This is a genomic window from Plantactinospora sp. CNZ320 (assembly GCF_002846275.1).
In genome coordinates, this window is record NZ_PJMP01000001.1 from 2,444,975 (window position 1) to 2,470,316 (window position 25,342).

General features: G+C 72.4%; 19 protein-coding genes. 9 read left to right on the forward strand and 10 right to left on the reverse strand.

Annotation, left to right across the window (positions count from 1 at the left end; translation table 11 throughout):
* The first annotated feature begins 4 nt into the window (after positions 1 to 4).
* Positions 5 to 2,233, forward strand: coding sequence for a S8 family serine peptidase (locus CLT71_RS10610; protein ID WP_158242211.1), 2,229 nt, complete (start codon positions 5 to 7; stop codon positions 2,231 to 2,233).
* A 52-nt stretch (positions 2,234 to 2,285) separates the two neighbouring features.
* Entirely contained in the window at positions 2,286 to 3,293 is a 1,008-nt protein-coding gene (locus CLT71_RS10615) for an aminoglycoside phosphotransferase family protein (protein ID WP_101366968.1), read from the forward strand.
* Between the two features lie 107 nt (positions 3,294 to 3,400).
* On the opposite strand, the gene CLT71_RS10620 is transcribed toward CLT71_RS10615, so the two are convergent.
* The 3 genes from CLT71_RS10620 to CLT71_RS10630 form a co-directional block, all read right to left on the reverse strand.
* A complete protein-coding gene (locus tag CLT71_RS10620) occupies positions 3,401 to 5,200 on the reverse strand; it encodes a glycoside hydrolase family 15 protein (protein WP_101366969.1) in 1,800 nt (599 codons plus the stop codon).
* A gap of 124 nt (positions 5,201 to 5,324) precedes the next feature.
* Positions 5,325 to 10,892 carry a pullulanase-type alpha-1,6-glucosidase gene (gene pulA, locus CLT71_RS10625; RefSeq protein ID WP_101366970.1) on the reverse strand — a complete coding sequence of 1,856 codons (5,568 nt, stop codon included), beginning with the start codon at positions 10,890 to 10,892 and terminating at the stop codon, positions 5,325 to 5,327.
* A 57-nt stretch (positions 10,893 to 10,949) separates the two neighbouring features.
* Positions 10,950 to 11,846, reverse strand: coding sequence for a dihydrodipicolinate synthase family protein (locus CLT71_RS10630; protein WP_101366971.1), 897 nt, complete (start codon positions 11,844 to 11,846; stop codon positions 10,950 to 10,952).
* Between the two features lie 71 nt (positions 11,847 to 11,917).
* Here CLT71_RS10630 and CLT71_RS10635 point away from each other — a divergent pair, with 71 nt between their 5' ends.
* Positions 11,918 to 12,811, forward strand: a complete 894-nt coding sequence (locus CLT71_RS10635) for a LysR family transcriptional regulator (RefSeq protein WP_101366972.1) — start codon at positions 11,918 to 11,920, stop codon at positions 12,809 to 12,811.
* 120 nt (positions 12,812 to 12,931) lie between these two features.
* The gene (locus CLT71_RS10640; protein ID WP_101366973.1) at positions 12,932 to 13,462 is read left to right on the forward strand and encodes an ankyrin repeat domain-containing protein; all 531 of its coding nucleotides are present in this window, start codon (positions 12,932 to 12,934) and stop codon (positions 13,460 to 13,462) included.
* Here the strand turns inward: CLT71_RS10640 and CLT71_RS10645 are convergent.
* Both CLT71_RS10645 and CLT71_RS10650 read right to left on the reverse strand, forming a co-directional pair.
* A complete protein-coding gene (locus CLT71_RS10645) occupies positions 13,422 to 14,108 on the reverse strand; it encodes a hypothetical protein (protein ID WP_101366974.1) in 687 nt (228 codons plus the stop codon). The genes CLT71_RS10640 and CLT71_RS10645 overlap by 41 nt on opposite strands.
* Entirely contained in the window at positions 14,105 to 14,749 is a 645-nt protein-coding gene (locus tag CLT71_RS10650) for a hypothetical protein (RefSeq protein ID WP_101366975.1), read from the reverse strand. Before CLT71_RS10650 ends, CLT71_RS10645 begins: the two co-directional genes overlap by 4 nt.
* A gap of 59 nt (positions 14,750 to 14,808) precedes the next feature.
* Here CLT71_RS10650 and CLT71_RS10655 point away from each other — a divergent pair, with 59 nt between their 5' ends.
* On the forward strand, positions 14,809 to 15,003 hold the full coding sequence (locus CLT71_RS10655) for a hypothetical protein (protein WP_101366976.1): 195 nt from the start codon (positions 14,809 to 14,811) through the stop codon (positions 15,001 to 15,003).
* Between the two features lie 43 nt (positions 15,004 to 15,046).
* Here CLT71_RS10655 and CLT71_RS36435 read toward each other — a convergent pair whose 3' ends face one another.
* The gene (locus CLT71_RS36435) at positions 15,047 to 15,724 is read right to left on the reverse strand and encodes a hypothetical protein (protein ID WP_143743433.1); all 678 of its coding nucleotides are present in this window, start codon (positions 15,722 to 15,724) and stop codon (positions 15,047 to 15,049) included.
* Between the two features lie 332 nt (positions 15,725 to 16,056).
* Between CLT71_RS36435 and CLT71_RS10665 the strand changes: the two genes are divergently transcribed.
* The 3 genes from CLT71_RS10665 (at position 16,057) to CLT71_RS10675 (ending at position 20,889) form a co-directional block, all read left to right on the forward strand.
* Positions 16,057 to 18,912, forward strand: a complete 2,856-nt coding sequence (locus tag CLT71_RS10665) for an aconitate hydratase (RefSeq protein WP_143743434.1) — start codon at positions 16,057 to 16,059, stop codon at positions 18,910 to 18,912.
* Between the two features lie 166 nt (positions 18,913 to 19,078).
* A complete protein-coding gene (locus CLT71_RS10670; RefSeq protein WP_101366978.1) occupies positions 19,079 to 19,990 on the forward strand; it encodes an NADP-dependent oxidoreductase in 912 nt (303 codons plus the stop codon).
* A 116-nt stretch (positions 19,991 to 20,106) separates the two neighbouring features.
* Entirely contained in the window at positions 20,107 to 20,889 is a 783-nt protein-coding gene (locus CLT71_RS10675) for a TIGR03089 family protein (RefSeq protein ID WP_101366979.1), read from the forward strand.
* 22 nt (positions 20,890 to 20,911) lie between these two features.
* Here CLT71_RS10675 and CLT71_RS10680 read toward each other — a convergent pair whose 3' ends face one another.
* Entirely contained in the window at positions 20,912 to 21,868 is a 957-nt protein-coding gene (locus CLT71_RS10680) for a nucleoside-diphosphate kinase (protein ID WP_101366980.1), read from the reverse strand.
* A gap of 6 nt (positions 21,869 to 21,874) precedes the next feature.
* Entirely contained in the window at positions 21,875 to 22,519 is a 645-nt protein-coding gene (locus CLT71_RS10685; RefSeq protein ID WP_143743435.1) for a hypothetical protein, read from the reverse strand.
* Positions 22,520 to 23,122: 603 nt separating this feature from the next.
* Between CLT71_RS10685 and CLT71_RS10690 the strand changes: the two genes are divergently transcribed.
* Positions 23,123 to 23,368: a DUF2630 family protein gene (locus CLT71_RS10690; RefSeq protein WP_101366982.1), complete on the forward strand. Its 246-nt coding sequence runs from the start codon at positions 23,123 to 23,125 to the stop codon at positions 23,366 to 23,368.
* Between the two features lie 4 nt (positions 23,369 to 23,372).
* Here CLT71_RS10690 and CLT71_RS10695 read toward each other — a convergent pair whose 3' ends face one another.
* Together CLT71_RS10695 and CLT71_RS10700 are read right to left on the reverse strand one after the other, a co-directional pair.
* The gene (locus CLT71_RS10695; protein WP_101366983.1) at positions 23,373 to 24,323 is read right to left on the reverse strand and encodes an RIO1 family regulatory kinase/ATPase domain-containing protein; all 951 of its coding nucleotides are present in this window, start codon (positions 24,321 to 24,323) and stop codon (positions 23,373 to 23,375) included.
* Between the two features lie 312 nt (positions 24,324 to 24,635).
* Positions 24,636 to 25,280, reverse strand: coding sequence for an HAD family hydrolase (locus tag CLT71_RS10700; RefSeq protein ID WP_101366984.1), 645 nt, complete (start codon positions 25,278 to 25,280; stop codon positions 24,636 to 24,638).
* Positions 25,281 to 25,342: the final 62 nt, after the last annotated feature.

A 25,342-nucleotide genomic window follows, 5' to 3' on the forward strand; every position in this document is an offset into this window, starting at 1 on the left:
GAAGGTGCGGCGGAACACGGCGGGACGCTGGGGCCCGACGGCGGTGGCCACGCTCTGCGGAATCCTGTTCGCCACGGTGGCGCCCACACCCGGGTACGCCGACGATCCGACTCCCCGGGACGCCTGGCACGTCGCGACGCTCAACCTCGACGCGGCACACAAGGTCGGCCGGGGCGCCGGGGTCACCGTGGCGCTGTTGGACGGCTCGGTCGAGACGCACCGTGACCTGCGCGGCGCGCTGCTGCCCGCGCTGGACGCCACCGACGGGGCGGACGATCCGCAGCCCGGCAGTGGCACCGCGGCCGCCGGACTGATCGCCGCCCGGGGTGACGGGGTGGCCGGGTTGCGCGGTGTCGCACCCGAGGCGAAGCTGCTGCCGATCCGGGTCGGCGCGAACGCCATCCAGAGTGAACCGGCCGCACTGGCCCGGGGCCTCGATCTCGCCGTGTCGCGCGGTGCCCGGGTCGTCGCCGTCTCGTACGTCGGGACGGCCGAGATCACCGACGACCTCCGCCGGGCGGTACGGGCAGCGGTCGCCGCCGACGTGCTCGTCGTCGCGGTGGCCAGTCCGCTCTTCGGCTCGATCAGCACCCTGGGTGCGCTGCCCGGGGTGGTCTCGGTCGGCGCCACCGACCGGGACGGCCGGCGGCAGGGGCTCGGTGCCGACGGCAACCTCGACATCGACCTGCTGGCCCCCGGCGAGGAGGTGCTCTCGCTGTTGCGCCTCTCCGGTCGCAATGGCGACCTCTACCGCCCCGTCGCCGGCCCGCAGTACGCGGTCGCGATCGTCGCCGGGGTCGCCGCGCTGGTCCGGGGCAGGTTTCCCGACCTCTCGGCGGCCGACACCATCCACCGGCTCCGCAACACCTCACCGGACGGGCCGTCGCCGCGGAACCTCGTCCGGGGCTGGGGTCTGGTCGATCCGGTCGCCGCGCTCACCGTCGACCCGGTCGCCCTGCCCGCACCGGCCGGTGCCGGCGGGCCGGCGGCCACCGCCGGCTGGCTGCCGCGCGACTCCCAGTGGTATCTGGACGCGCTGCGGATCCCGGAGGCGCACCGGGTCACCCGTGGCTCCGGGATCGCCATCGGGATGCTCACCGACAGCCTCTATCTGGAGCATCCGGACCTGCGCGGCCAGGTCGACTCGTCCGCCTGGCAGCAGCACAGCGGCGAGGTACGCACCGGACCGCTGCCGGACGGGCTGGCCAACCCTCCGTCCGATGTCGACCTGACAGGGCAGACCGGGGTGGCGGGAGCGGCGGTGGCACGTGGCGGTGACGGCCTGCTCGGGATCGCGCCGGAGGCCAGACTGGTGACGGTGCGCAGCGAGAACCTGAGCAGCCGGCAGGTCGGCCCCGGGCTGCGCTGGCTCACCGACCACGGCGCCAAGGTGATCATCGTGCCGTCGGTCGAGCTGGACGAGGAGGGCCAGGACGCGATCCGGTACGCGGCGAGCCGCGACGTCGTACTGGTCGGCACGGCGTCCGACGCTCCGACAGGCGTACCTGGCGTTCTCGCTGTCGCCGAACTGAACGCCGACGGCAGGGTGCAGACCCACGGCTCGGGTCTGCTGGCGGCGCCCGGCGGCCGGCACGTACTGGTCGCCAAGGCGCCCGGCGCGAAGGCGCCGCAACCCTACGGCTTCGGCTTGCTGGACGGGGTGGGCAGCGGCATCGTGGCCGGCGTCGCCGCCCTGGTCCGGGCCAGGTTCCCCGAGTTGAACGCCGCCTCGGTGGTGGACCGGCTCGTCGGCACCGCGTCGCCGCTGACCGACGGCGCGACCGAGATCGGGGAGCAGCGGCTCGTCGACCCGCTGGCCGCGCTGACCGCCGACCGGCCGCCGGCGCGGGCGAACCCGGCCGGCGACCCCGGGCCACCCCGCCGGACCGGCTCCGGTGACGGCCTCGGTCTCGGGTCGATCGTGTTGCTCGCCGGAGCGGCCCTGCTGTTGCTGGCCATCGTCGGCGTGCTGGTCGTGCTCCTGGTCGTGGCCCGTCGGCGGGCCGCCAACCGGGTGCGGTCGGCCGGCAGCGGCCCACTCCCGGCCGGATACCCGGCACCGCCGGGCCCGCACTGGCCGGCCGGACCACCCTCGGCCGGGCCACCCTCGGCCGGGCCACCCTCGGCCGGACCACCGGCACCACCACCCGCTGGACCACCGGCACCACCACCCGCCGGACCGCCACCGGCCGGGCCGCACCGGTCCGGCGGGCCCTCCGGGTACGGCGGGTAGCCGGGGCGAAAACCGGTTGCCCCGATCCACCAGCCGGAACCATCGTGAGCGGATGCTGACAGCCCCCGCTGACCTGCCCGAAGACGCACTCCGGTCCGCACTGGCCCGGGCGTGGGGGCTCGACGTCGCCTCGGTCGGGTACCGCGCGGTGGGGCGGGGCAGCCACCACTGGGCGGTCACCGACACCGAGGGCACGCTCCGGTTCGCCTCCGTCGACGAGTTGACCACCAAGCGGCTGGCCCTGACCGACCCGCTCGACGCGGCGTACGCCCGGCTGCGGGCCGCACTCGGCACCGCCCGGCGACTCCGGGAGCACGGCCGCGGGTTCGTGGTGGCGCCGATCCCGACCTCGGGCGGCGAGCCGGTGGTCCGGCTGGGTGACCGGTTCGCGCTCGCGCTCTACCCGTACGTCGACGGGGAGAGCTTCGAGTGGGGCCCGTTCCCGTCGGCGGCGCACCTGCGGGGCGTACTCGACATGGTGCTGGCGGTGCACGCGGCGCCGGCGGCGGCCCGCGAGGGCGCCCCGGTCGACGACTTCGCCATTCCGCACGCCGACGAGTTGGAACTCGGCCTGGCCGGCAATGACGTCCCCGACACCGGCCCGTACGCCCGCCTCGCCGCCCGGCTGCTCGCCCGGCACGCGACACCGGTACGCCGGCTGCTCGCCCGGCACGGTGAACTCGTCCGGCTGGCGCGCGCCCGGCCGGACCGGATGGTGCTGACCCACGGTGAGCCGCATCCGGGCAACACGATGCGGACCGCCGACGGCTGGCGGCTGATCGACCGGGACACCGTGCGGGTCGCGCCGCCCGAGCGCGACCTCTGGCTGATCGAGCCCGGTGACGGGTCGGTGCTCGACGCCTACGCCGAGGCCACCGGTGTGGTGCCGCTGCCGGAGTTGCTGGAGCTGTACCGCAGTTGGTGGCACCTTGCCGACGTCGCCGAGGAGGCGAGCCGGTTCCGTGCCCCGCACGCCGGGACGGCGGACGACGACGAGTCCTTCGCGATCCTCCGCTCGGTGCTGGAGCACATCGGCACGCTCCCGGCCACCAGAGGCTGAACCGGCGGAGCAGCCACCAGCAGCAAGGCAACGCGCAGCGCAGCGCAGGGCAGCGCAGGGCACGGCAGGGCAGGGCAACGCGCAGCGCAGGGCAGGGCAGCGGCGTGTCAGATCACCGTGCTGATCGGCGTGGGCCGGCCGCTTTTCGCCGAGGTGAGCCGCCAGGCTGCCGAGATCAGCCCGATGTGCGAGAACGCCTGCGGAAAGTTGCCCAGTTGCTCGCCGGTACGCGGGTCGATCTGCTCGGCGAAGAGACCGAGATCGTTGGCCCGGGCCGCCAGCCGAACGAAGAGCGCGTCGGCCCGATCCTGTTCGCCGAGCAGCGCGAGGCAACCGACCAGCCAGAAGGAGCAGATGACGAAGCCGGCGGCGTCGCCGGGCCAGCGCCGGACCAGCCCGTCGGTGGTCAACTCCCGCTCGATCCGCTCGATCGTCGCGCGCATCCGAGGATCGGTCGCGGAGATGAACCCGACCAGGGGAAGGACCAGGACCGACGCGTCCAGCCGGTCCGACCCGAAGGCGTCGGTGAAGGCACCGATCCCGGGGTTCCAGCCGTGCCGCAGGATCGCCTCCCTGATCTCGTCGCGGACCGCCGCCCAGCGCGCCACCTCGGCCGCCTCGCCCAGCAGGGCGTCGAACCGTACGGCCCGGTCCAGCGCGATCCAGCAGCCCAGCTTGGCCGTGAGGTAGTGCCGCTCCTCGCCCCGCAGCTCCCAGACGCCCGAGTCCGGTAGGTGCCACGTCTCGACCGCGCGCTGGGTGAGGGTTCGCAGCATCCGCCGTACCGGCTTAGGCATCGGGTCGAGACGCTTGCGCAGCAGCCACGCGGCGTCGAGCACCTGGCCGAGTACGTCCTGCTGGCGCTGTTGCCAGGCGTCGTTGCCGAGCAGCACCGGATCGTTCTCGCCCGGCTCGCCGAGCGTGCCGAGTTCACGTTCGGCGAGGTCCCGCTCGCCCTCCACACCGAACATGACCGGTACGGGTGCCACGTGGGCGTCGCCGATCGACTCGGCCAGCCAGCAGAAGAGCCGGTCCGCCTCCACCGGGCAGGCCGCGACGGAGAGCATGCGCAGGGTGAGGCTGAAGTCGCGCAGCCACACGTAGCGGTAGTCGTAGTTGTCGTGCCCCTCCGGCCGTACCGGTACCGAGGTGGTCGCCGCCGCGACGACACCGCCGCTGGGCTGGTAGGTCAGCCCCATCAGCAGCAACGTGCTGCGCCGTACCAGCTCCGCATGCTCCCCCTGGTAGTCGTGCTCCGCCATCCAGGAGCGCCAGCCCTCGATCGTCTCGGAGAGCATCGCCGAAACGTCGGGAGGTATCGGTGGCTCCTCCCGGTAGCTCGACCAGTGGGCCAGCGAGAAGCTCTCCCGCTGGCCCGGCCCGATGGTGAACGACGACGAGGCGGACGTCTCGTGGCAGTCCACAGGCACGCTCGCGGTCATCCCGAGGGTGGCACCGGTGGCGCTGCCGAGCACAGTCCGACCGTGCCGTTCGAGGTAGGCCCGCACCCGGCCGTACTCGAAGTGGGGTGCGTAGGACATCACCATCGGCACCCGCCCGGTCAGCCCTTCGACCAGCCGGAGGAGCTGGCCGGGCGGGGTGCGGCCGATGTCGTGCCCCCGGCCGTGGCCCAGGGCCAGTGCGTCGGTGACCGCCACCGAACCGTCCCCGGTGTGGAAGACCGTACGCAGCACCAGCGTGTCGGCCAGGTAGTTCCGCTCGACCCGGAACTCGCCGGCCGGGCGGATCCACCAGTGCCCACCGCGTTCGTCGAGCAGGCGGGCGAAGACCGACGGCGCGTCGAAGCGGGGCGGGCACCACCAGTCCACGGAGCCGTCCCGGCCGACCAGCGCCCCCGACCGGCCGTCGGCAATATATCCATATTCGTCGATGCGACGGGCGCACACCGCGGGAAACCTCCTGGCTCCTCGATGTCCGGTAACCCGTCGCTCCCCGGGCACTTCGTCCGGATGACTCCTTTTTCGCGTACTTCCGGGTAGCCGGTTACCCGGCTCCCGGCCGGCCTAACGCTCAGTACGACTCGACGTAGACGGCGAGGCTGCGCGGCGGGACGGTGAAGGTGCCTGTGGAACGGTCGAAGGAGGCCGTCCGGAGTACCGGGTCGGCCGAGGTGCGCAGTACCGGATGCAACGCCACGGAGGCACCCCGCAGCCCGGCAACGATCTGGGTCGCCGTCGCCGGGGTCGCGTTGAAGACCACAGTCACCGACCGCCAGCGCCGGTCGAGCCCCGTCCCGTCCAACCTCATCGTCAGCACTCCAGGCGTCTCGTCCACACCGGAGAGTGGGAACGACATCCGGCGCTGCACCTCGGCCGCGTTCGGCAGTCCGAAGACCGGCGACGAGGCCCGTACCCGCAGCAGCTCGCGGTAGCGCGCCTCGGCCAGCCCGATCGCCGCGCAGTCGGGTACCAGCTTCGGGTCGGCCAGCAGCGGCCGGGCGTACGGCCACTTGTCGGCGTTGTCGGCGGCCGGCGGCAGCCCGATCCCGAACCCGTTCCCCTCGGCGCAGTCCCAGCGGATCTGGTTGAACCAGTCCCCGCTGTTGTAGGAGTTGCGGTCCAGCGACTTCGACCGCAGCCGTTCACTGCCGGCGGTCACGAATCCGGTCCCCTGGCTCAGCACCGCCGTACCCAGCGAGAGCACCTGCATCCGGGCCCGGTCCACCGCCGGCGTCCGCTGCGGCAGCTTGTACGCCAGCGCGTCGTAGAGGATCTCGTTGTCGTGCGCGTCGACGTACGTGACCGCCTCGCCGGGCGCGGCGGTGTAGCCGGCCGGCGCACCGTTGTAGTCGACCTGTGCCCCGGTCACCGTCCTGCCGGACGAGGCGACGAACCGGTAGCCGGCCAGGTTGCCGGTCAGCCCGACCTTGATCTGGTCGTGCTGGTGCAGCAGCCGGGTCCGCTGTGCGGCGAGGCTGCCGTTCACCGGGTCGCCGTTCGGGTCGGTGTAGAGCCCGGAGCCGAAGCCCTGCACCCGGGGGTTGGCGTCGAACGGCCCGCCGCCCCGCACCGCGTCCCGCAGCCGGTCGTTGAAGGTGCCGATCCCGGTACCGGCCATGTTGGCCTGGGTCGCCTGGGTGAACCGGGCGTCGCCGGCCACCTCGCCGAAGTCCCAACCCTCGCCGTAGAGCAGGATCGCGCGCCCGTCGACCCCGTCCCGGGCCAGGGTCAGCCGGTCCAGCGCGGCCCGCACCGCCAGGATGTTCGCCTTCGGGTGGTGCCCCATCAGGTCGAACCGGAACCCGTCGACCCGGTACGCCTTCGCCCAGGTGACCACCGAGTCGACCACGAGCTTGCCCATCATGGCGTGTTCCGGGGCGGTGTTGGCGCAGCAGGTGGAGTTGGCGACCGTACCGTCGTCGAGCAGCCGGTGGTAGTAGCCGGGGACGATCTGGTCGAGTACCGACCTCGGATCGGTGCCGGCCGCCGAGGTGTGGTTGTAGACGACGTCCAGCACCACCCGCAGCCCGGCCGCGTTGACCCCGGCCACCATCTGCCGGAACTCGTTCGTGCGCCGGTCCGGGTCGACCGCGTACCCGCCCTCCGGGACGGTGTAGTGCAGCGGGTCGTACCCCCAGTTGTAGCCGTCGGTGTCCCGCACCGCGCCGACGCACTCCTGCTGGCGCTCCGAGTCCGCCGGCAGCGCCGCCAGGTCGCAGGGTGGCGCGGCCTGGTCGGCCCGGCGCTCCGGGATGGTCGCGAAGTCGAAGGCCGGCAGCAGGTGCAGATGGCTGACCCCGGCGTCGGCAAGCGACCGCAGGTGCCGCATCCCGGTGGTCGTCGGGTCGGTGAAGGCCAGGTACGTCCCGCGCCGCTGTGCCGGCACCGACGCGTCGGCGATGGAGAAGTCCCGGACCGAGACCTCCTGGATCTGGGTACGCGTCGACGGCACCGCAGCCGGCTTGCGCAGCCCCGCCCAGCCGGCCGGGGTGTGCGCCGGATCGGTCAGGTCGACGATCCGGCTGTGCGTGGAGTTCGCGGTGAGCGCCAGCGAGTACGGGTCGGTGACCGGGGCGGTGACGATGCGCTGTGCCGCCGGCTGCCACGCCTGCACCCGGTAGCGGTAGTAGCGGCCGAGCCAGTCGCGTTCGCCGCGTACCGACCAGACCCCGGTGCGGTCGTCGCGGCGCATCGGCACGGTCCGGGGTGCCGCCTCCGGTGAGTCGGAGAGTTCCAGTGTCACGTTCCGGGCGGTCGGAGCCCAGACGGCGAGGCTGGGCCGTCCACCCTCGACGATCGGGCCGAGCCGCGCGTCGGTGGCCGGCGCGTAGAGGTCGTCCAGCACGCCCGGCACCTGCACGCCGGTGGCCCCGAGCAGCGCCCCGGCGGCGTCCCGCTCGGTGAGCACGAGCTGCCCGCGCAGTGCCGCCGCCAGCCTGGCCCGGTCGCGCGGGTCCAGCCTGAGGGCCTGGAACTGCCACAGGTGCGGGAACCTCGCCCGCTGGGCCTCCGTCGGCCCGCCCGGCACCGCCCGCAACGGCAGTTCGGTGTACGTCCCGACCAGCTCGCCGTCCCGCACCGACAGCCCGCCGTCCGGGGCGCTGGCCAGGGCGTACCGGCGGCCGTCGGTGGACTGCCCCGGTGGCCGGAGCACTGTGGAGCGGTCGACCCAGTGTGCCCGCTGCCTGGTGATGTCGAGGTCCGGGGCGGCGCCGCCGGTGACCGGCAACAGCCGTCCGGCTGTGCCGGCGAGCAGCCATGCCTCCCGGCCGGCGCCGGCGAAGTCGAGCCGCTGGTCGTCCGGCAGGTCCTTGGTGTCTCCGTTGTGGATGATGTAGCTCAGTCCGGTCGCTCCGGCGGCCAGCGGCACCCGGAAGGTGATGCCGAACTCGTCCCGGCCGGCCGGCGGCAGCGGGTTGGCCCAGTCGGTCGGGCTGGCCGCGCCGTCCCAGACGTGCAGCCCCCAGCCGGCGTAGTCGTTGCCGGCCCGGCGGTAGTGCAGCACCGCCACGCTCTCGTCGACCGGCGGATCCGGTTCCCCGGTGGCCGCCTGGCGGCTCGGATGGATGGTCGGGTCGCCCTGCCTGAGCCAGATCTCACCGGTCCGGGTCACGTCGACGCTCCGGTCCACCGGCACGTCCTTGTTTCCGGCGGCGTCGACCACGAGGAAGCCGACCGAGCGGGCTCCCGGCTTCAACTTCACCCAGGCGAACCGGCCGTACGAGTCCTCCCCGGCGAACGGCTGCCCGCTCGGCCACGGTGTCTGGTACGCCGGGTCGATGTCGCCCCAGGCGTGCAGTTGCCAGTCGGCGTACCCGCCGGCCGGGCGCTGGTAGTGCACCACCAGCCAGTCCCGGCTGTCGGCCCGGGGCGGGGTGCCCACCCTGGCCGTCGACCGGGCGGTGCCGGTACGCCCCGACGAGTCCCGCACCACCGCCTTGTACTCGATCCGGGCGCCGCCCGGCAACCCGGCCAGGTCGTGGTGGACCCGGTACGGCACCGGCCCGCCCTGGTTGCGGGCCTGGCCGAGCAGTGTCCAGGCGCCCCCGTCGACCCGGGCCGCCACCGTGACGGTGGCCAGCGGGTCCCCGGTGACCTGGGCGACCACCCCGACCCGGGTCGGCACTGCCGCGTCCGGGGCCGGGTCGGTGATCCGTACGCTCGGCGCGGCGGTCGGCCGGGCGATCGGGGCGTCCGCCCGGAACACGACGGCGGCCAGCGGCGGCACGGTGACGGAGAGCCTGCCGTCCGGGCCGGCCTGTACGGTCGCGCCGGAGCCGTAGACGCCGGTGAACCGGGTGCCGGCCGACCAGGTGTCGACGGTGACGGTCTGTGCGGTCGGGGCGTTGTTGACCGCGGCGACGTACTCGACCCGGTCGGCGGGGGCGATCCGGGAGAAGGCAAAGACCCCGGGACCGTCGGCCGCGTACCTGGTGACCTGGATGCCGTCGCGCAGTGCCGGATGAGCCTTGCGCAGCGCGCCGAGCCCGGCGATGGTCCGGTAGAGCGGATGCGTCCGGTCGTACTGGTCGACGGCGTGGCTCCGGTCGGTGCCGAGCAGGTCGTCGTCGAGATAGTCGGCGGTACGGGAGGCGAACATGTCCTGCCGGGCGTCCCTGTCCCCGCCCGGCCCGGTGAAGCCCTGCTCGTCGCCGGAGTAGACGACCGGCTGTCCCCGGGTGAGGAACATCAGCTCGTGCGCGAGCTGGTCCCGGCGCAGGTGGCTGGCCGGGTCGGTGCCGCCGTTCGCGACGAAGGAGCCGATCCGGCCCATGTCGTGGTTACCGAGAAAGGTCGGCAGCCGGCCTGCGTCGGTGTCCCGGGCGGTGTAGAGGTCGTCGGCGGCGAACCCGTCGGCCAGGGCCTTCGCCGAGCCGCCGTTCGCCACGTAGCCCCGGGCCGCGTTCTGGAAGGTGAAGTCGAGGGTGGCCGGCAGCCCGCCCCGGCGGACGTACGTGGAGGCGACCTCGGGGTTGGCGTCGTAGACCTCGCCGAACATGAAGAAGTCCGGCTTGCCGGCCCGCCGGGCGGCCTGCTCGACGCCGGCCCGGAACTGCGGCCAGAACTCCAGGTTGACGTGCTTGGCGGTGTCCAGCCGGAAGCCGTCGACACCCAGCTCGGTGACCCAGTCGGCGAAGATCTTCGTCATCCCGCGCACCACCTCGGGGCGCTCGGTGAAGAGGTCGTCCAGCCCGGCGAAGTCGCCGTACTCGCTGTTCTCGCCGACGAAGGTGGAGTCGCCCCGGTTGTGGTACATCGTCGGGTCGTTGAGCCAGGCCGGCACCTTGACCCGGCGGTCCGCCTCGGTGGGAAAGACCGGGGTGTACGGGAAGGACTCCTCGTCCAGTGCGGGGAAGGCGCGGCTGCCGTCGGCGTAGTTGCGGTCCTCGAACGCTCGCCCCTGCGCGTCCCGGTATGGCCGGTCCGCCTTGACCCGGTAGCCGGTCTGCCCGTCGGGATAGCGGATGACGTCGGCGGTGTGGTTGACGATGACGTCCAGATAGATCTTGATGCCCCGCCGGTGTGCCTCCCGGACCAGCTTCCGCAGATCCTCGTTGGTGCCGAAGTGCGGGTCGACCCGGGTGAAGTCGGTGATCCAGTAGCCGTGGTAGCCGGCCGAGGCGTCCGCCCCGCTGCCCTGCACCGGCCGGTTGGCGAAGACCGGGGCCAGCCAGATCGCGGTGGTGCCGAGCCCCTGGACGTAGTCCAGCCTGTCCAGCAGGCCGCGCAGGTCACCGCCGTGGTAGAAGCCCTTGTCGGTCGGGTCGTGGCCGTGCCGCAGCCGGTCGCCGGCCAGCCCGCCCCGGTCGTTGCGGGGGTCGCCGTTGGCGAACCGGTCCGGCAGCACGAAGTAGAACTGCTCGGCCCGGCCCCGGTCGGCGTCGGCGGCGTCGAGCAGCGCCCCGGCCGAGGGTTCCGCCGTCCACTGTGCGGCGTGGGCGCCGCTGCCGGTCGCGGCCCGGTCGCCCGGCCGGGCCGTCCCGCCGGCCGGCTCGATCTCCGGGCCGGTGACCGCGCCGGCTCCGGGGAGCCCGAGCGGAAGCACTGCGGCGAGGGCCAGCGCAAGGGCACGTGCCCGCACGGTACGCCGGGCGACGGCGAGCGACCGGGCGGTACGCGGCGGCGGGAGCGGCTTCATTGGCGGCCTTCCTCTGGACGCTGAAGTTCGCCCGCACGCTAGTCCTTTGCGGAAAGTCTATGCAAGACCTTGCAATGAAAGCGTCCGCCATTCATCATCTTGCGCAAGCTGCACCGCCGCCCGTACCGCCTCCGGGTGGGGTGGGACCAGCGGAAGCCGTACCGAGGGGGTCGGGATCCGGCCCTGGGCGTGCAGTACCGCCTTGATCACCGTGGGGTTGGGCTCGGCGAAAAGCGCGGTGGAGAGCACGGCGAGCCGGTGCCCGAGCGCGCGGGCCCGAGCGGTGTCGCCGAGCCGCCACGCCTCGACAAGCCGCACGAAGGCGGCCGTGCCGAGGTGCGCCGAGGCCAGGATCCCGCCGTGCGCGCCGAGCGCCAGCAGTGGCGAGATCAGCGCGTCGTCCCCACCCAGCACCGCGAAGTCCGGCGGCAGGTCGGCCAGCAACTCGACGGTGTCGCCGTCGAGGGCACCCACCGAGTACTTGATCCCGGCCACCCCGGGCAGTTCGGCCAGCCGCCGGATCGCGTCCGTGCCAAGGTGCTGACCGGTCCGGTACGGCACGTGGTAGACGACCAGCGGCACCGGGCTGGCGGCGGCGAGCGCGGCGAAGTGTGCGATCACCCCCGCCTCGCCGGGGCGCAGGAACGGCGGTACCACGCTGAGCGCCGCCACCACCCCGGCTCGGCGGGGCAGCGCCTCGACCGCCTCCACCGCGTTGGCCCCGACGATGAGCGGGGCGGCCCGCTCCCGGCATACTCCGGCGACCGCGTCGACCACGGCCTGCCGCTCCCGGGCGTCGAGTGACGCCGGCTCGGCCGTGGTGCCCAGGGCCACCACGCCTGTCGCACCGGCCTCCAGCACCTGGTGGGTCAGGGTGACGAGCGCGTCGAGCGCCACCGCACCGGCGGCGTCGAACGGGGTGATCAGCGGTACGTACACGCCGGACAAGGTCATGAGCACAGCCTCGGGCAGGCAGACCCGTAAGGTCCAGTTCAGCTTCCTGCACAGAAGCGTAAGCTCTGCTGATGCTCGACGTACGTCGACTCCGGCTGCTCCGCGACCTCGCCCGGCTCGGCACCATCGCGGCGGTGGCGCAGGCGCACACGTACACCCCGTCGGCGGTCTCCCAGCAACTGGCGGTACTGGAGCGGGAGGCGGGCGTACCGCTGCTGGAACGCACCGGACGGCGGGTCACCCTCACCACCGCCGGCCGGGTACTGGTCCGGCACGCCGAGACCGTGCTCACCGCCCTGGAGCAGACCACCGCCGCGCTCGCCGCGGTCGCCACCGGCCCGACCGGCCCGCTGCGGATCGGCGCCTTCCCGACCGCCGTCCGTACGCTGCTCCCGGCCACCCTGGTCGACCTCGGCCAGCAGCACCCGGGGCTGGAGCTGCGGGTGACCGAACTGGACCCGGTCGCGGTACCGGCGGGGCTGCGCGAGCGCCGACTCGACGTGGGGCTGCTGCACGACTACGACGTCGTACCCGTGGAACCCGATCCCGGGCTGGAGACGGTGCCACTGCTCGACGAGACGGTCTTCCTCGCCGTGCCGGCGGGCGAGCCGGAATCCACCGACCCGCTGCGGGCCACCCGGGACGCGGCCTGGATCCTGGCCAGCCCCGGCACCCTCTGCCACACCGCGACCCTGCACGTCTGCCGGGCCGCCGGCTTCACGCCCCGGGCCCGGCACCACGCCGACGACTTCGCCACCGTGCTGGCGCTGGTCGCCGCCGGGCAGGGCGTCTCGGTGATCCCGCAGCTCGCCGCCGCACAGCCGCCGCCCGGCGTCCGGCTGGTACCGCTGGAGACCCGCCGCCGGACCCGGATCGCCTACCGGCGTGGCAGCGCGAGCCATCCGGCGACCGCCGCCTTCGTCGCCGCGATCCGCACCGCCACCAGCGGCTTCCTCGGCCGCTGACCGGGCCGGGCCGCCCCGCTCGCCCGAGCACGACAGGACGCCCCCGACGCCAGGCCGACGCCGGTCCCGGTGGCCGGATATCGGGCGGCGCCCGGCGGCTGTGACTCCTACCCTTGCCGGATGCGCACACGGCGGCGGACCCTGCCCGGGGCACGGCGGACGAAGCCCGGGACAGGGTGGAGGAAGGTCGGGCCACGGCGGCGTAGGAAGCTCGGGGCGCGGCGGCGCAAGAAGCTCGGCAAGCGGCTCGCCGACGCGGTGCTCGGGGCGGACGTGCTCGGGGTCGTCGGGCTGCTGGCCGCCGGTGCCGACCCGAACGCGGCCACCCCGGACGGCAGCACCCCGCTCTACCTGGCCAGCGTGCAGGGCCTGCCCCCGGTCGTCCGGCTGCTGCTGGCCGCCGGGGCATCGCCGGACACCGAGAGCGGGCGGGGCGACGAGGGCCTCCCGCTGACCGGTGCGGCGGCCTGGGGCCACACCGAGGTGGTACGCCTGCTGCTGGCGTACGGCGCCGACCCGGGTCGCCGGGAGGATTCCGGTACCGGTGCCACCGCCCTGGAGTGGGCGGTACGCGGCGACCACCGGGAGACGGTCGAACTGCTCCGGGCGGCTACGGAAGCTGGCAGGCCCGACCGTTCACCGTGCAGCTGACCGGCCGCTCGCCGTCGCCCCAGCGTTCGAACTGGAACCGCAGCGGATCGGAGCGCCCACCGGCCAGCGCCGCACCGCTACGGAAGATCCACCTGTCTCCCTGACGGTCCACCGACGGCCGGGCCGCACCCTCGACCCAGAAGCCCCGCAGGTCGTCGACCTCGTCGCGGAACCGCAGCTCCACCGTCCAGGACTGTGCCGAGCCGCTCTCGTTGCGCACCAGCACCTCGGCGATGAACGAGTCACGGTAGTCGGCGAGTACCCGGTAGCGGCCGGTCAGCGGCACTGGTGGCTGCGGCGCCGAGGTGGTCGGCCGAGCCTGCGGCGGTGTGGTGCGCGGCGGCGCCGGGCGGGTCGTCGTCGGCTTGCCGCCGGTGGGTCGGGCCGAGGTCGGCGCCGGGGTCCGGGGCGTCTGCGCCGGTGATCCGCTCGGACTCGCCGGGCCGCTGCCGGAGTCCACGGGTGCCGGGGTGGCGCCCGGGGCGAAGGGCCAGTCCGGTTCGGGTGCGCCGGAGGTGCGCCGTTCGCCGGTGAGGTATCCGGTGGCCAGGACGAAGAGCACGATCATGACCAGGACGCCGGCCAGCACGACGATCCACGGCGCCGCCGCGAGCAACCGCGGCCGGGTCGGTTCGGGGGCGCTCACCGCGCCGGAATCCGCACCGAGATCTCGTCGCCGAGCCGCCGCCCGGAGGAGAGTTCCAGGTCGTCGCCGCTCCAGAACCGGCCGGGGTCGTACCAGTTCGGTCGGCGCCCGGCCGGGAGCAGCCCCATCGCCTGGTAGGTCTCCGCGACCACCTCGGCGCAGTACGCCGTCTCCAGAGTGCTGTCGTTCGGCCGGCGGCGTACGGCGGGTGCCCGGCCGCGCAGCCACCGCCAGGCGAGTTGGGCGGTGGACGGAAACGGTGTCCCGTCCAGGCGGGCGATGGTACGCAGCACCCCGTTCTCCATCTCCTCGTCGGCCGGCGGTTCGAGTTGCCGCAGCCAGGCGCGCTGACCGTACCGGATTCCCCAGACCCGGACGGCATCGCGCAGGTCGTGCAGTTGCACGCCCCGCTGGTGGGTTCCCGACCACAGATCGGGCAGCGACCGACCGAGTTCGGCGTGCCACATTAACGGCGGCAGGTCCTCGATGACCACGGACATTCCGACATGGTTCACCGGACTGTTCGTGGTGAACTGGATCGCCCGATCCGGCACGCTGCGGCCCCGGAAGACCCAGACGTCGCCGGTACGGGTCAACTCGACCGCCTCGTCGAGGCTGAGTTCGGTACGCTCCTCGGCCATCGCCCCCACCTCGGTCCGCCGGGCCGTCCCAGGGCCCGCCGACTGACTACCCTAGGCGGATGCGCTGGTGGAAGGTAATCGGTGTGGCAAGCGTCGTCGGGGTGGCCGCCACCGGGGTGGTGCTGGCCCGGGCCGAACGGCGCCGTCGGGCGTACACCCCGGAGCAGATCCGTGACCGGCTGCGGGAACGGCACGCCTTGGCGGTCGACGGTGTGCCGTTCGCCGACAACGACCCACCCGGGGCAGAACGTTGATGCGGCCGGCGGGCCGGAGGGATTGCGCCTACCCCGGGCCCCGTCACAGCCCGACATCAGCCCCGTTTCGCTCGAACAGTTTCTCGATCTGCTGCGGGTCCTGGGCCAGCAGCCTTTCCAGTTCCTCTGGATCGACGGCGGGATGGCCCATGTCGGGCACGGCGGTGATATTGAGACCAGGGGCGCAGAGTCGGAAACCATCGACATCATCGAAATAGCAGGAAAACGGTAGCCCGCTATTCTGCATCCGAACGGTCAGTGACCATTCGCGCTCCTGCGAGCAAATCACCTTACACCCCCGCCTCTGAAGTTCCGGGAGAACATGCTGCCGCGAGTGCTCAGCGAGAGGGTTGCCAGTCACGTCCAGTCGCGCGAGGCGAGGCCAGTCGAGGAGTGGCGTCAGATCCCTGACGAAACCGCATCTGACCTCCAGGTCGACTATTGGCAGATGCGCCAGGCCCGTCAGATCAGAGAATCTGGAGTATTCGATCTGAAGCAGGGAAAGCGAGAGAAGATTCGATAGTTCCGCCGGACGCACCGGGTCACACCCAACAAGAACCGCTATTTCGAGATTCGACAGCCTCGCCAGTTCGTCGACTCGCCGGCTTCGTTTTACCACTATCGTCGTGATCGCGAGAAGGTCGTCGGGTGTTACCGGAGGCTCGTGCCCAACCCGCTGCAGGATTGCATGCTCGAGATCCGGGTCTGAGACTAGTGACATAGGCTCCATTCCAAACAGGAGCCTTCTTTATAGCATCCGACTCGCCGACCTGAGCCACGCCAACCACGTCGACAGCCGATGCCGGTCCGGCACCCGGGGCTGGGTGGCCGCCCCGCTGGCCCTCGGCTCCGGCCGGACGTATCCGCCGTCCCGCGATCCGGACAGGCTTGCATTTATAGCAAGACGGACGTACGGTTTTGTTGAGTCAAACGAACGTTGGTAAGGGTTACCTGAGCCCGGCGGCGAGGTGCCGGGTAGGAAAGACTGCGGGTTACTACGCCCGGTCGCCCGCCGGTCGGGGGGCCGGCCGACCCGCCCCGGACGCCGGCGGCATGGGCCGGGACGAAGACAGCGTGAAGGAGTACGACGTGGCGAGCCTCGACACCTTCGGTGCGAAGAGCCAGCTACGCGTCGCAGACGCGAGCTACGAGATTTTCAAGATCAACACGGTACCCGGGCACGAGCGCCTGCCGTACAGCCTGAAGATCCTGCTGGAGAACCTGCTCCGCACCGAGGACGGTGCCAACATCACCGCCGAGCACATCCGGCAGCTCGGCGACTGGGACCCGAACGCCGACCCGAGCGTGGAGATCCAGTTCACCCCGGCCCGGGTGCTGATGCAGGACTTCACCGGCGTGCCCTGCGTGGTCGACCTGGCCACCATGCGCGAGGCGGTCCGCGAGCTGGGCGGCGACCCGACCAAGGTCAACCCGCTGGCACCGGCCGAGCTGGTGATCGACCACTCGGTGATCGCCGACCTCTTCGGCCGGCAGGACGCCTTCGCCCGCAACGTCGAGCTGGAGTACGGCCGCAACAAGGAGCGCTACCAGTTCCTCCGCTGGGGTCAGACCGCCTTCAACGAGTTCAAGGTCGTCCCGCCCGGCACCGGCATCGTGCACCAGGTCAACATCGAGTACCTGGCCCGGACGATCATGGAGCGGGGCGGCCAGGCGTACCCGGACACCGTGGTCGGCACCGACTCGCACACCACCATGGTCAACGGGCTCGGCGTGCTCGGCTGGGGCGTCGGCGGCATCGAGGCCGAGGCCGCGATGCTCGGCCAGCCGGTCAGCATGCTCATCCCCCGGGTCGTCGGCTTCAAGCTGCACGGCGAGATGCCGGCCGGCACCACCGCCACCGACCTGGTGCTGACCATCACCGAGATGCTCCGCAAGCACGGCGTGGTCGGCAAGTTCGTCGAGTTCTACGGTCCCGGCGTCAGCGCGGTGCCGCTGGCCAACCGGGCCACCATCGGCAACATGTCCCCGGAGTACGGCTCCACCGTCGCGATCTTCCCGATCGACGAGGAGACGGTCCGCTACCTCCAGCTGACCGGGCGCTCCGAGCAGCAGGTCGCGCTCGTCGAGGCGTACGCCAAGGAACAGGGCCTCTGGCACGACCCGGCCGCCGAACCCGACTACAGCGAGCGGCTCGAACTCGATCTCTCCACCATCGAGCCGTCGCTGGCCGGCCCGAAGCGCCCGCAGGACCGGGTGCCGCTGGGCAACGCCAAGACGCTCTTCCGGTCCGCGCTGACCGACTACGTCGGTGACGGCGGCGACGGCGCACTCGGCCCGGCCGACGAGGCGAGCGAGGAGTCCTTCCCGGCCAGCGACCCGCCGGCCAACGGCGTCAACGACCCGGCGGACGCGCCCCGTGACCTGATCTCGGCGGCCACCGGAGCGAATGGCCGGGCCAGCAACCCGGTGCGGGTCACCGGCGAGGACGGCGCGGAATACGAGCTGGACCACGGCGCGGTGGTGATCGCCGCGATCACCTCCTGCACCAACACCTCCAACCCGCAGGTGATGATCGGTGCCGCGCTGCTGGCCCGCAACGCCGTCGACCGGGGGCTGTCCCGCAAGCCGTGGGTGAAGACCACCCTGGCCCCGGGCTCCAAGGTGGTGATGGACTACTACGAGCGGGCCGGCCTCACCCCCTATCTGGAGAAGCTCGGCTTCCACCTGGTCGGCTACGGCTGCACCACCTGCATCGGCAACTCCGGCCCGCTGCCCGAGGAGGTCTCGGCGGCGGTCAACGAGCACGACCTGTCGGTGGTCTCGGTGCTCTCCGGCAACCGCAACTTCGAGGGCCGGATCAACCCGGACGTCAAGATGAACTACCTGGCGTCCCCGCCGCTGGTGGTGGCGTACGCGCTGGCCGGCACCATGGACATCGACCTGGCCAACGAGCCGATCGACACCGGCGCCGACGGAACGCCCGTCTACCTGCGGGACATCTGGCCCAGCTCCGCCGAGATCGACGAGGTCATCGCGAGCGCGCTGCGCAGCGAGATGTTCACCAAGGACTACGCCGACGTCTTCGCCGGGGACGAGCAGTGGCGTTCGCTGCCCACCCCGGAGGGCGACACCTTCGCCTGGGACGGCGAGTCGACGTACGTGCGCAAGCCCCCGTACTTCGAGGGGATGGACCGGGAACCGTCGCCGGTCGAGGACATCTCCGGCGCCCGGGTGCTGGCCAAGCTCGGCGACTCGGTCACCACCGACCACATCTCGCCGGCCGGCTCGATCAAGCCCGACTCCCCCGCCGGGAAATACCTCGCCGAGCACGGCGTGGCCCGGCACGAGTTCAACTCCTACGGGTCCCGGCGCGGCAACCACGAGGTGATGATCCGGGGCACCTTCGCCAACATCCGGCTGCGGAATCAACTGCGGATGCCGGGCGACGGTGGGGCTGCGGGAGCTGCGCTCCCCGAAGGCGGGTTCACCGTCAACCACCTGACCGGTGAGCAGACCTCGATCTACGACGCCTCGGTGGCGTACCAGGAGGCGGGCATCCCGCTGGTGATCCTGGCCGGTACGGAGTACGGCTCCGGCTCGTCCCGGGACTGGGCCGCCAAGGGCACCATGCTGCTCGGGGTACGGGCGGTGATCGCCCAGTCGTACGAGCGGATCCACCGGTCGAACCTGATCGGGATGGGCGTGCTGCCGTTGCAGTACCCGGCCGACACCGACGCGGAGTCGTTGGGGCTGACCGGCACCGAGACGTTCTCGTTCAGCGGGGTGACCGCGCTGAACGAGGGCCAGATCCCGCGTACCGTCCGGGTGACCACGGACACCGGCGTCGAGTTCGACGCGGTGGTCCGGATCGACACCCCGGGCGAGGCCGACTACTACCGGCACGGCGGCATCCTGCGCTACGTGCTGCGCAAGATGCTCGCCGCCTGAACCGGCGCGCCAGCTCCGCGAGACCGGGCCGGTCACTCCCCGTCGGGGGGTGACCGGCCCGGCCCCTTTCCCGGCGACCTGACCTCATCCACAGTGGCGACTTGACCTCATCCGCAGTTGAGGACGCAGACTCGGCCTGTCGAAACCACTACGGGGAGGATGTCCAATGCGAGCGGTGGGTTTCACCGAGTACGGCGGGCCCGAGGTACTGCGGCTGCTGGAGCTGCCCACCCCGGTCCCCGGCCCCGGTCAGGTACGGATCCGGGTGAAGGCGGCCGGGGTGCAGCCGTACGACTGTCGGCTGAGGGACGGCTGGGTGCCGGCGGGGGCACCGGACGTGCTGCCGAGGGTGCCCGGCAACGAGTTCGCCGGCATCGTCGACCAGCTCGGGCCGGACGTCACAGGCGTCGACGTCGGTGCCGAGGTGCTCGGCTTCGGTTTCCTCAACTGCTACGCCGAATACCTGGTCATCCCGGCCGACCAGATCACCGCCAAGCCGGCGAGCATGCCCTGGGAAGTGGCCGGCGGCTTCACGGCCGGGGCGCAGACCGCGCACATCGCCCTCGACGCGCTGGGCATCGCGCGCGGCGAGACACTGCTGGTGCACGCCGCCGCCGGTGCGGTCGGCACGGTGGCGGTACAGCTCGCCGTGGCGGCCGGCGCGACGGTGCTCGGTACGGCCAGGCCGGACAACCACGACTACCTGCGCTCGCTCGGTGCCACCCCGGTGGCGTACGGGCCGGGGCTGGCCGACCGGGTCCGCGCGCTCGCGCCGGACGGGGTGGACGCGGCACTGGACGGGGCCGGTGGCGACGCGCTGGAGGTCAGCCTGGAGCTGGTGCCGGACCGCAAGCGGATCCTCACGCTGGTCGATCACGACCGGGCCGAGAAACTCGGCGTCCAGGTCACCGCCAACCTCCGGTCGGCACAGCGGCTGGCCGGGCTCGTCGAGCTGTACACCCGGGGCGAGCTGCGGATCCACGTCCGCCGGACGCTGCCGTTTGAGCGCGCCGCCGAGGCGCACCGCGAGATGGAGACCCGGCACGGCCGGGGCAAGCTGGTGCTCACCATCGACTGATTCCGCAATCGCCGCGCCGCTGCCGGACGAGGCCGAACGGGTCGGGACGTCGGGACCGGTATCGTCGGTGCCGCGCGGGGCAGACCGGGCGGCACCGACGAGGCAGGGAGCACCGCATGCGGCAGAGTTCGACGCAGCTGGGCGCGGCGCCGGCGCTCTTCGCGTCCGCGCTGGCGACGGATCGGGCCCGGCCGCTGCTCACCTACTACGACGACGCCACCGGGGAACGCACCGAACTCTCCGCCGAGGAGCTGGCAAAGTGGGTGGCCCGGACGGCGAACCTGCTGGCGTACGGCTGCGGGCTGGGCCTCGGTGCCCGGTCCGCGGTGCTGTTGCCGCCGCACTGGCAGACCGCTGCCGTACTGCTCGGCACCTGGTCGGCCGGGGTGTCGGTGAGCTTCCACGGTGCCGCCACCGCCGGGCTGCCCCGGCTCGGTCCGGGCGTCGAGGAGCCCTTCGACGTCACGTACGCCGCACTGCACCGGATCGACGACTGGCTCGACCACGTACCCGAGGCGGAGCACCGGTTCGTGCTCGGTCTCGCCCCGGACGCCGCCCCGCTGGCCGCGCCACCGGACGGCTACCGGGACTACCTGGCCGAGGTACGCCGGCACGACGCCGACCTGCGGCCGTACGTGCCGCTGCACCCCGACGATCCGGCCAGTGTGGACGGCACCAGTTACGCCGAGTGGGGCCGGTTGGCCCGGGGGTTGGCGGACGAGGTCTTCGAGCTGCGCCCCGGCGACCGGGTACTCGTCGACGCGGCCGAACACGAGCACCCGGCGAAGTGGCTGCTGGCACCGTTGGCCGCCGGAGCAACGGTGGTGCTCTGCGCCAACCTCGACCCGGCGACGGTGCGGCGGCGCAGCCAGGCCGAACGGGTGACCCGGGTGCTGTGAGGTCGCCGGCCGCCCGGCCGGGTCAGGGGGCGGTACTGGCGTCCGGCAGCAGGCTTGTGGTGCCGGGCACGTACGGGTCGAGCAGGTGGGTGGCGAGCACGATCCGCTGCCACCGGCTGACCGGTACCCCGCTCGACTCGGCCAGCCGCACCACCGCCCGCCAGTCCCGGGAGCACCGGGCCCGGATCCGCTCTATCAGCGAGACGAGTTCGCCGGCCGCCGTGCCGGAGTCGCCTCGGCGGCGGGCCTGCGCGATGTCGGCCAGCTCGCCGAGGGTCCGGTCCAGTTCGAGGTCGACCTGCGGGGTGGCCGCCTCCAGCCGGTCGGCCAGGGCGAACGCCTCGGAACGGCCGTCCGGGGTCAGGTCGGCCGAGCCGCCCAGGGTGCGCCGGTAGAGGCCGGCCCGGGTCTCGTGGTTGCAGAGCACTGCCAGTTCCCGGAGCAGGTCGGCAGGCTCGTCGGCGGCGTGCACCAGGTTCAGCTGGTAGTTGAAGCTGCCGACGTCGTAGCGGAGCTGCCCGGGACGGCACCGGACCGGGTCGGCCGGCCCCTTGGCGGTGCTGAGCACCAGTGAGGCCGGTTCGGCGCGGCCGGGCAGGGCGAGCAGCAGGAGCAGGCACTCGGACGCCGTGACGTAGAGGTCTGCGGCGTCCCGTCGGTCCCGGCTGGCGGCGTTCAGGCCGTACTGCCACAGTGCCCGTACGCCGTGCCGGTCGATGGTCACCGTCGCCGCCCAGACGATGCTGAAGCCGTACGACAGCACCCAGCGCAGCACCGGGCCGAGCCGGCGGGTGACCACGGCGTCCGGTTTCAGCAGCAGGAGTGCGTGGTCGTGACAGAACTCCTCGATCCGGCCACCACCGACGGCGAGCAGGTCTTCGAAGCTCTCCCGGAAGTACGTGTCGACCGCGTAGAGGGACCGCTTCTGGGGAAGCGTCGACAGGAAGGCGGGGATCTGCTGTGCGCCGGGGGTGGCCATCGCGTGTCACTCACGCAGTTCCGCGGCTCGCCTGCCGACCTCTCCCGGGCTGAGCAGCTCACCGTCGAGTACCACGCCGACGAAGCCCTCCAGCGGGATGTGCTCGAACACCGGTGCGCCGAGCCGGGCGAAGACCGGCGCGGGGACCAGCTTCAGCGCGGTGGTGACGATCAGGGTGGGCAGCCGCTGCGCCAGCTCCCGGGTACCCCGGATGTTGAGCACGGTGTCCGGCCCGATCGCGTCGGCGCCGGCCAGCGCGATCGCCGGCTCGCCGGTGCGCAGCGACTCCGGCAACTGGGCCAGGATCTCCTTGACGATGGAACTGCTGGGCGCGTAGGTGACCGGGACGCCCTGCTCGCCGACCCAGGTGACGGCCGCCTTCACGGTGTTCTCCACCGCGTGGTCGAGTTCGGCCCGGATCCGGCGGAGTGCCTCGGCCGGTTCGTCGGTGCGTACCGCGTTGGCGATGTGCCACATCGGTGCGTAGCCCGGCAGCCGGGCGGTCAGGAACTCCGTCGCGGCGGCGGTCGCGGCGGGGTCGTCGATCAGGTCGAGCAGACCCTGGATCACCAGCCTCGCCACCCCGGTGGCCCCGGCCGTGGTGACCGTGACAGCCTCGCGGAGCGGGGTCGGCAACGTAGCTTGGTCCATAATGTTCGGGCTCTTTCCGTTCCGGGTCTGGTCCCCTGAGGACAGGACTACTCCCGGCATCGAGAATGCCCGATCTGCGGGCTCCCCGGCACCGGGTTTGGTAGTTCATATCAAACGGACACCCCGGTCGGAGCCGAATGACCAAATAGCAGCGGCGGTCACCGATCGATGACGCGCAGTGCCCCCGCGCGGCACGCGGGGGCACTGCGCCCGGCGGACGGTCGGGACCCACCTCCCGACCGTCCGCCCCGGCTGGCCACCGACTGACCGGTCAGCCAGTGACCGGGCAGCCGGGGGATCGGGTCAGCCGGAGATCTTCCGGCACCGGTGCCTGCGGCGTGGGCCGTCGGGGAAGCCTCGGGTACGGCGCTGCCGACAGAGATTCGGAAAGCGCTTTCCTATCCGCCACGATAGGAACCACAGCGAACTATGTCAATGACCGTCGGCCCGGTCCGCCGACGGCCCGGTCGATGAGTGTGGGGGTCGGTCCGCCGACGTCCCGGTCAATGGGTGGTGGGCCGGTCCGCCGACGTCCCGGCGCGGGCCGGCCCCCAGCGACCCGGATGCTGGGCGGCGGGTTCGACGCTGTGCCAGGATCTTGGCATGGACGACAGGACGATTCTGAGCCGGATCTCCGAGCTTGTCGACGAGGAACACCGGCTCCGCAACCACGCCCAGCAGGTGGAGAACTCGACCGAGGAGGACCGGGCCCGGCTGCGGGACCTGGAGGAGTCACTCGACCAGTGCTGGGACCTGCTCCGGCGGCGCCGGGCCGCCCGGCAGGCCGGCGACGACCCGGACAACACCGGAGTACGCAGCGTCAACGAGGTCGAGAAGTACCTCCAGTGAAGCGTTAGCGCAGCCCTGCCTCCCGGAGCAGTCGCCCGGTCAGTACCTCCGGGTCGACCAGCTCGCCGGAAAGTCCCCGCGCCGCGAACCAGGCGGCCACCACGCGTACGTCCCGGGCCAGGAAGTCCCGCCCGCTCGGATTGGCGATCACGTCCACCACCTGCGGCAGGTCGATCAGCACCAGCCGGTCGGCCTGCACCAGCAGGTTGTACGGCGACAGGTCACCGTGCGCCAGCCCGGCCCGGGCCAGCACGACGAGCGCGTCGACGAGCTGGTCCCAGAGCTGGCGCAGCAGCACCGGGCCGGGCCGGAGCTGGGCGAGCCGGGGCGCCGCCTCCCCCTGCACCGGATCGCCGACGAACTCGAGCATCAACTCCGTACCGATCAACTGCACCGGGTACGGCACCGCGACGCTGCCGAGTTCCTGCCCCACCTGCCACAGTCGGGTCAGCGCGGCGAACTCGGCGGCGGCCCACTGACCGGCGATCACCTGCCGACCGAAGGCGGTACGCCCCTGCATCGCCCGGTTCTCCCGGGACCGGCGTACCCGCCGCCCCTCCAGATAGCCGGCGTCGCGGTGGAAGAGCCGGTGCTCCGGGTCGCGGTAGCGCTTGGCGGCGAGCAGGCAGCTCCGGTCGCTGTCCGGTACGGCCCGGCGGACCAGGTGCACGTCCGCCTCCTTGCCGGTCTTCAGCACACCCAGCTCGGTGTCGACGGCGGCCAGCTCGGTGACCAGCCAGTCGGGATGCGGCTCCGGCCCGTGCACCGCCTGGTCCCAGGTCGACCAACGGTCGCCGACGTCCGGGCTGTCGGTGTCGGCGTTCGTGTCGAACCTGGCCCTCGTGGCGTGCCGGTTCCGTTTCAGATAGTGCGGCTCGTCGTCGTCGAACCGGCGGGTGGTGCGGCCGCCACGGGAGCGGGAAGCACCGGAATGGTCGTCATGATCGCGTGGCACTTGGGGAATCCTCTGGTCGAGTCGGAAGAAGGCGGGCGGAAGCGCAGCACAACGACAGCCACGGTCACTCCTCCTTCCACTCGGCCGGGCGGGTGCCCGGGATGCGATACGACCCGGAGAGACCAGGCAGGGCCCTCCGACGCGCAATGCTCGCCAACCGGAACGGCGCCGGTCAACCGAATTACCGACCACGATCGGCCGGGCGACCTCAGGATCGACCGAGGCAGCCCACGATCGGCCGAGGCAGCCCGGGATCAGGCGGTCGAAGTGGCCGGGACCCGGCGGCCGAGGCGGCCCGGGATCAGGCCGGGATCAGGCGGCGAGCACCGTGGCGACGGCGGGAATCAGGCCGTCCACGGTCTTGGTCGGGGCGTACCGGCGCTCCATCCAGCGGCGGCCCCGGTGCAGCCAGACGCTGGGCAGCCCGACCGCGGCTGCGCCACCGATGTCGGCCTCCGGGCTGTCCCCCACCACCCAGGCGCCGCGCAGCCGCATCCGGACCCGTTCGGCGGCGAGCGTGAAGATCCGGGGGTTCGGCTTGCTGACCCCGACCTCCTCGGAGATCACCCAGTCCGCCAGGTAACGATCCAGGCCGGTACGCCTGATCTTCATCTCCTGCAACCGCTCGGTGCCGTTGGTGACCGCCACCGGCACCCAGCCGGCGTCGTCGGCGATCCGCAGCGCGCAGGCGATCAGCGGATCGAGCCGGGTGTACTCCACCACACCCTCGTGCAGCGCCTCGACCAGGTCGATGGAGGGAATCCGCAGGCGGTACCGGTCACGGATCGCGTCGGCCACGTCCCAGCGGTTGGTCAGGCCGTCGGCGTCCACCGAGAGCAGCCAGTCGATGTCGCTCTCCGGTGCCCCGATCTCGGCCAGGAACCCCTGCGCCCAGGTGCGGAACGGGCCCGCCCGGTCGAGCAGAGTGTTGTCCAGATCGAGGAGCAACAGCGGCACTTGCGCACAGTACGGGACGCACCCGGTCGGACAACAGTCCCACCATGTAAACAACCCGGGTT

Excerpts from the sequence above, each read along its gene's own strand:
- pulA (WP_101366970.1), bottom strand. The coding sequence starts at position 10,892 with ATGAAGCCGCTCCCGCCGCCGCGTACCGCCCGGTCGCTCGCCGTCGCC.
- CLT71_RS10665 (WP_143743434.1), top strand. The coding sequence starts at position 16,057 with ATGGGCCGGGACGAAGACAGCGTGAAGGAGTACGACGTGGCGAGCCTC.
- CLT71_RS10630 (WP_101366971.1), bottom strand. The coding sequence starts at position 11,846 with ATGACCTTGTCCGGCGTGTACGTACCGCTGATCACCCCGTTCGACGCC.
- CLT71_RS10670 (WP_101366978.1), top strand. The coding sequence starts at position 19,079 with ATGCGAGCGGTGGGTTTCACCGAGTACGGCGGGCCCGAGGTACTGCGG.
- CLT71_RS10640 (WP_101366973.1), top strand. The coding sequence starts at position 12,932 with ATGCGCACACGGCGGCGGACCCTGCCCGGGGCACGGCGGACGAAGCCC.
- CLT71_RS10650 (WP_101366975.1), bottom strand. The coding sequence starts at position 14,749 with ATGGCCGAGGAGCGTACCGAACTCAGCCTCGACGAGGCGGTCGAGTTG.
- CLT71_RS36435 (WP_143743433.1), bottom strand. The coding sequence starts at position 15,724 with ATGTCACTAGTCTCAGACCCGGATCTCGAGCATGCAATCCTGCAGCGG.
- CLT71_RS10675 (WP_101366979.1), top strand. The coding sequence starts at position 20,107 with ATGCGGCAGAGTTCGACGCAGCTGGGCGCGGCGCCGGCGCTCTTCGCG.
- CLT71_RS10680 (WP_101366980.1), bottom strand. The coding sequence starts at position 21,868 with ATGGCCACCCCCGGCGCACAGCAGATCCCCGCCTTCCTGTCGACGCTT.
- CLT71_RS10685 (WP_143743435.1), bottom strand. The coding sequence starts at position 22,519 with ATGGACCAAGCTACGTTGCCGACCCCGCTCCGCGAGGCTGTCACGGTC.
- CLT71_RS10655 (WP_101366976.1), top strand. The coding sequence starts at position 14,809 with ATGCGCTGGTGGAAGGTAATCGGTGTGGCAAGCGTCGTCGGGGTGGCC.
- CLT71_RS10615 (WP_101366968.1), top strand. The coding sequence starts at position 2,286 with ATGCTGACAGCCCCCGCTGACCTGCCCGAAGACGCACTCCGGTCCGCA.
- CLT71_RS10635 (WP_101366972.1), top strand. The coding sequence starts at position 11,918 with ATGCTCGACGTACGTCGACTCCGGCTGCTCCGCGACCTCGCCCGGCTC.
- CLT71_RS10690 (WP_101366982.1), top strand. The coding sequence starts at position 23,123 with ATGGACGACAGGACGATTCTGAGCCGGATCTCCGAGCTTGTCGACGAG.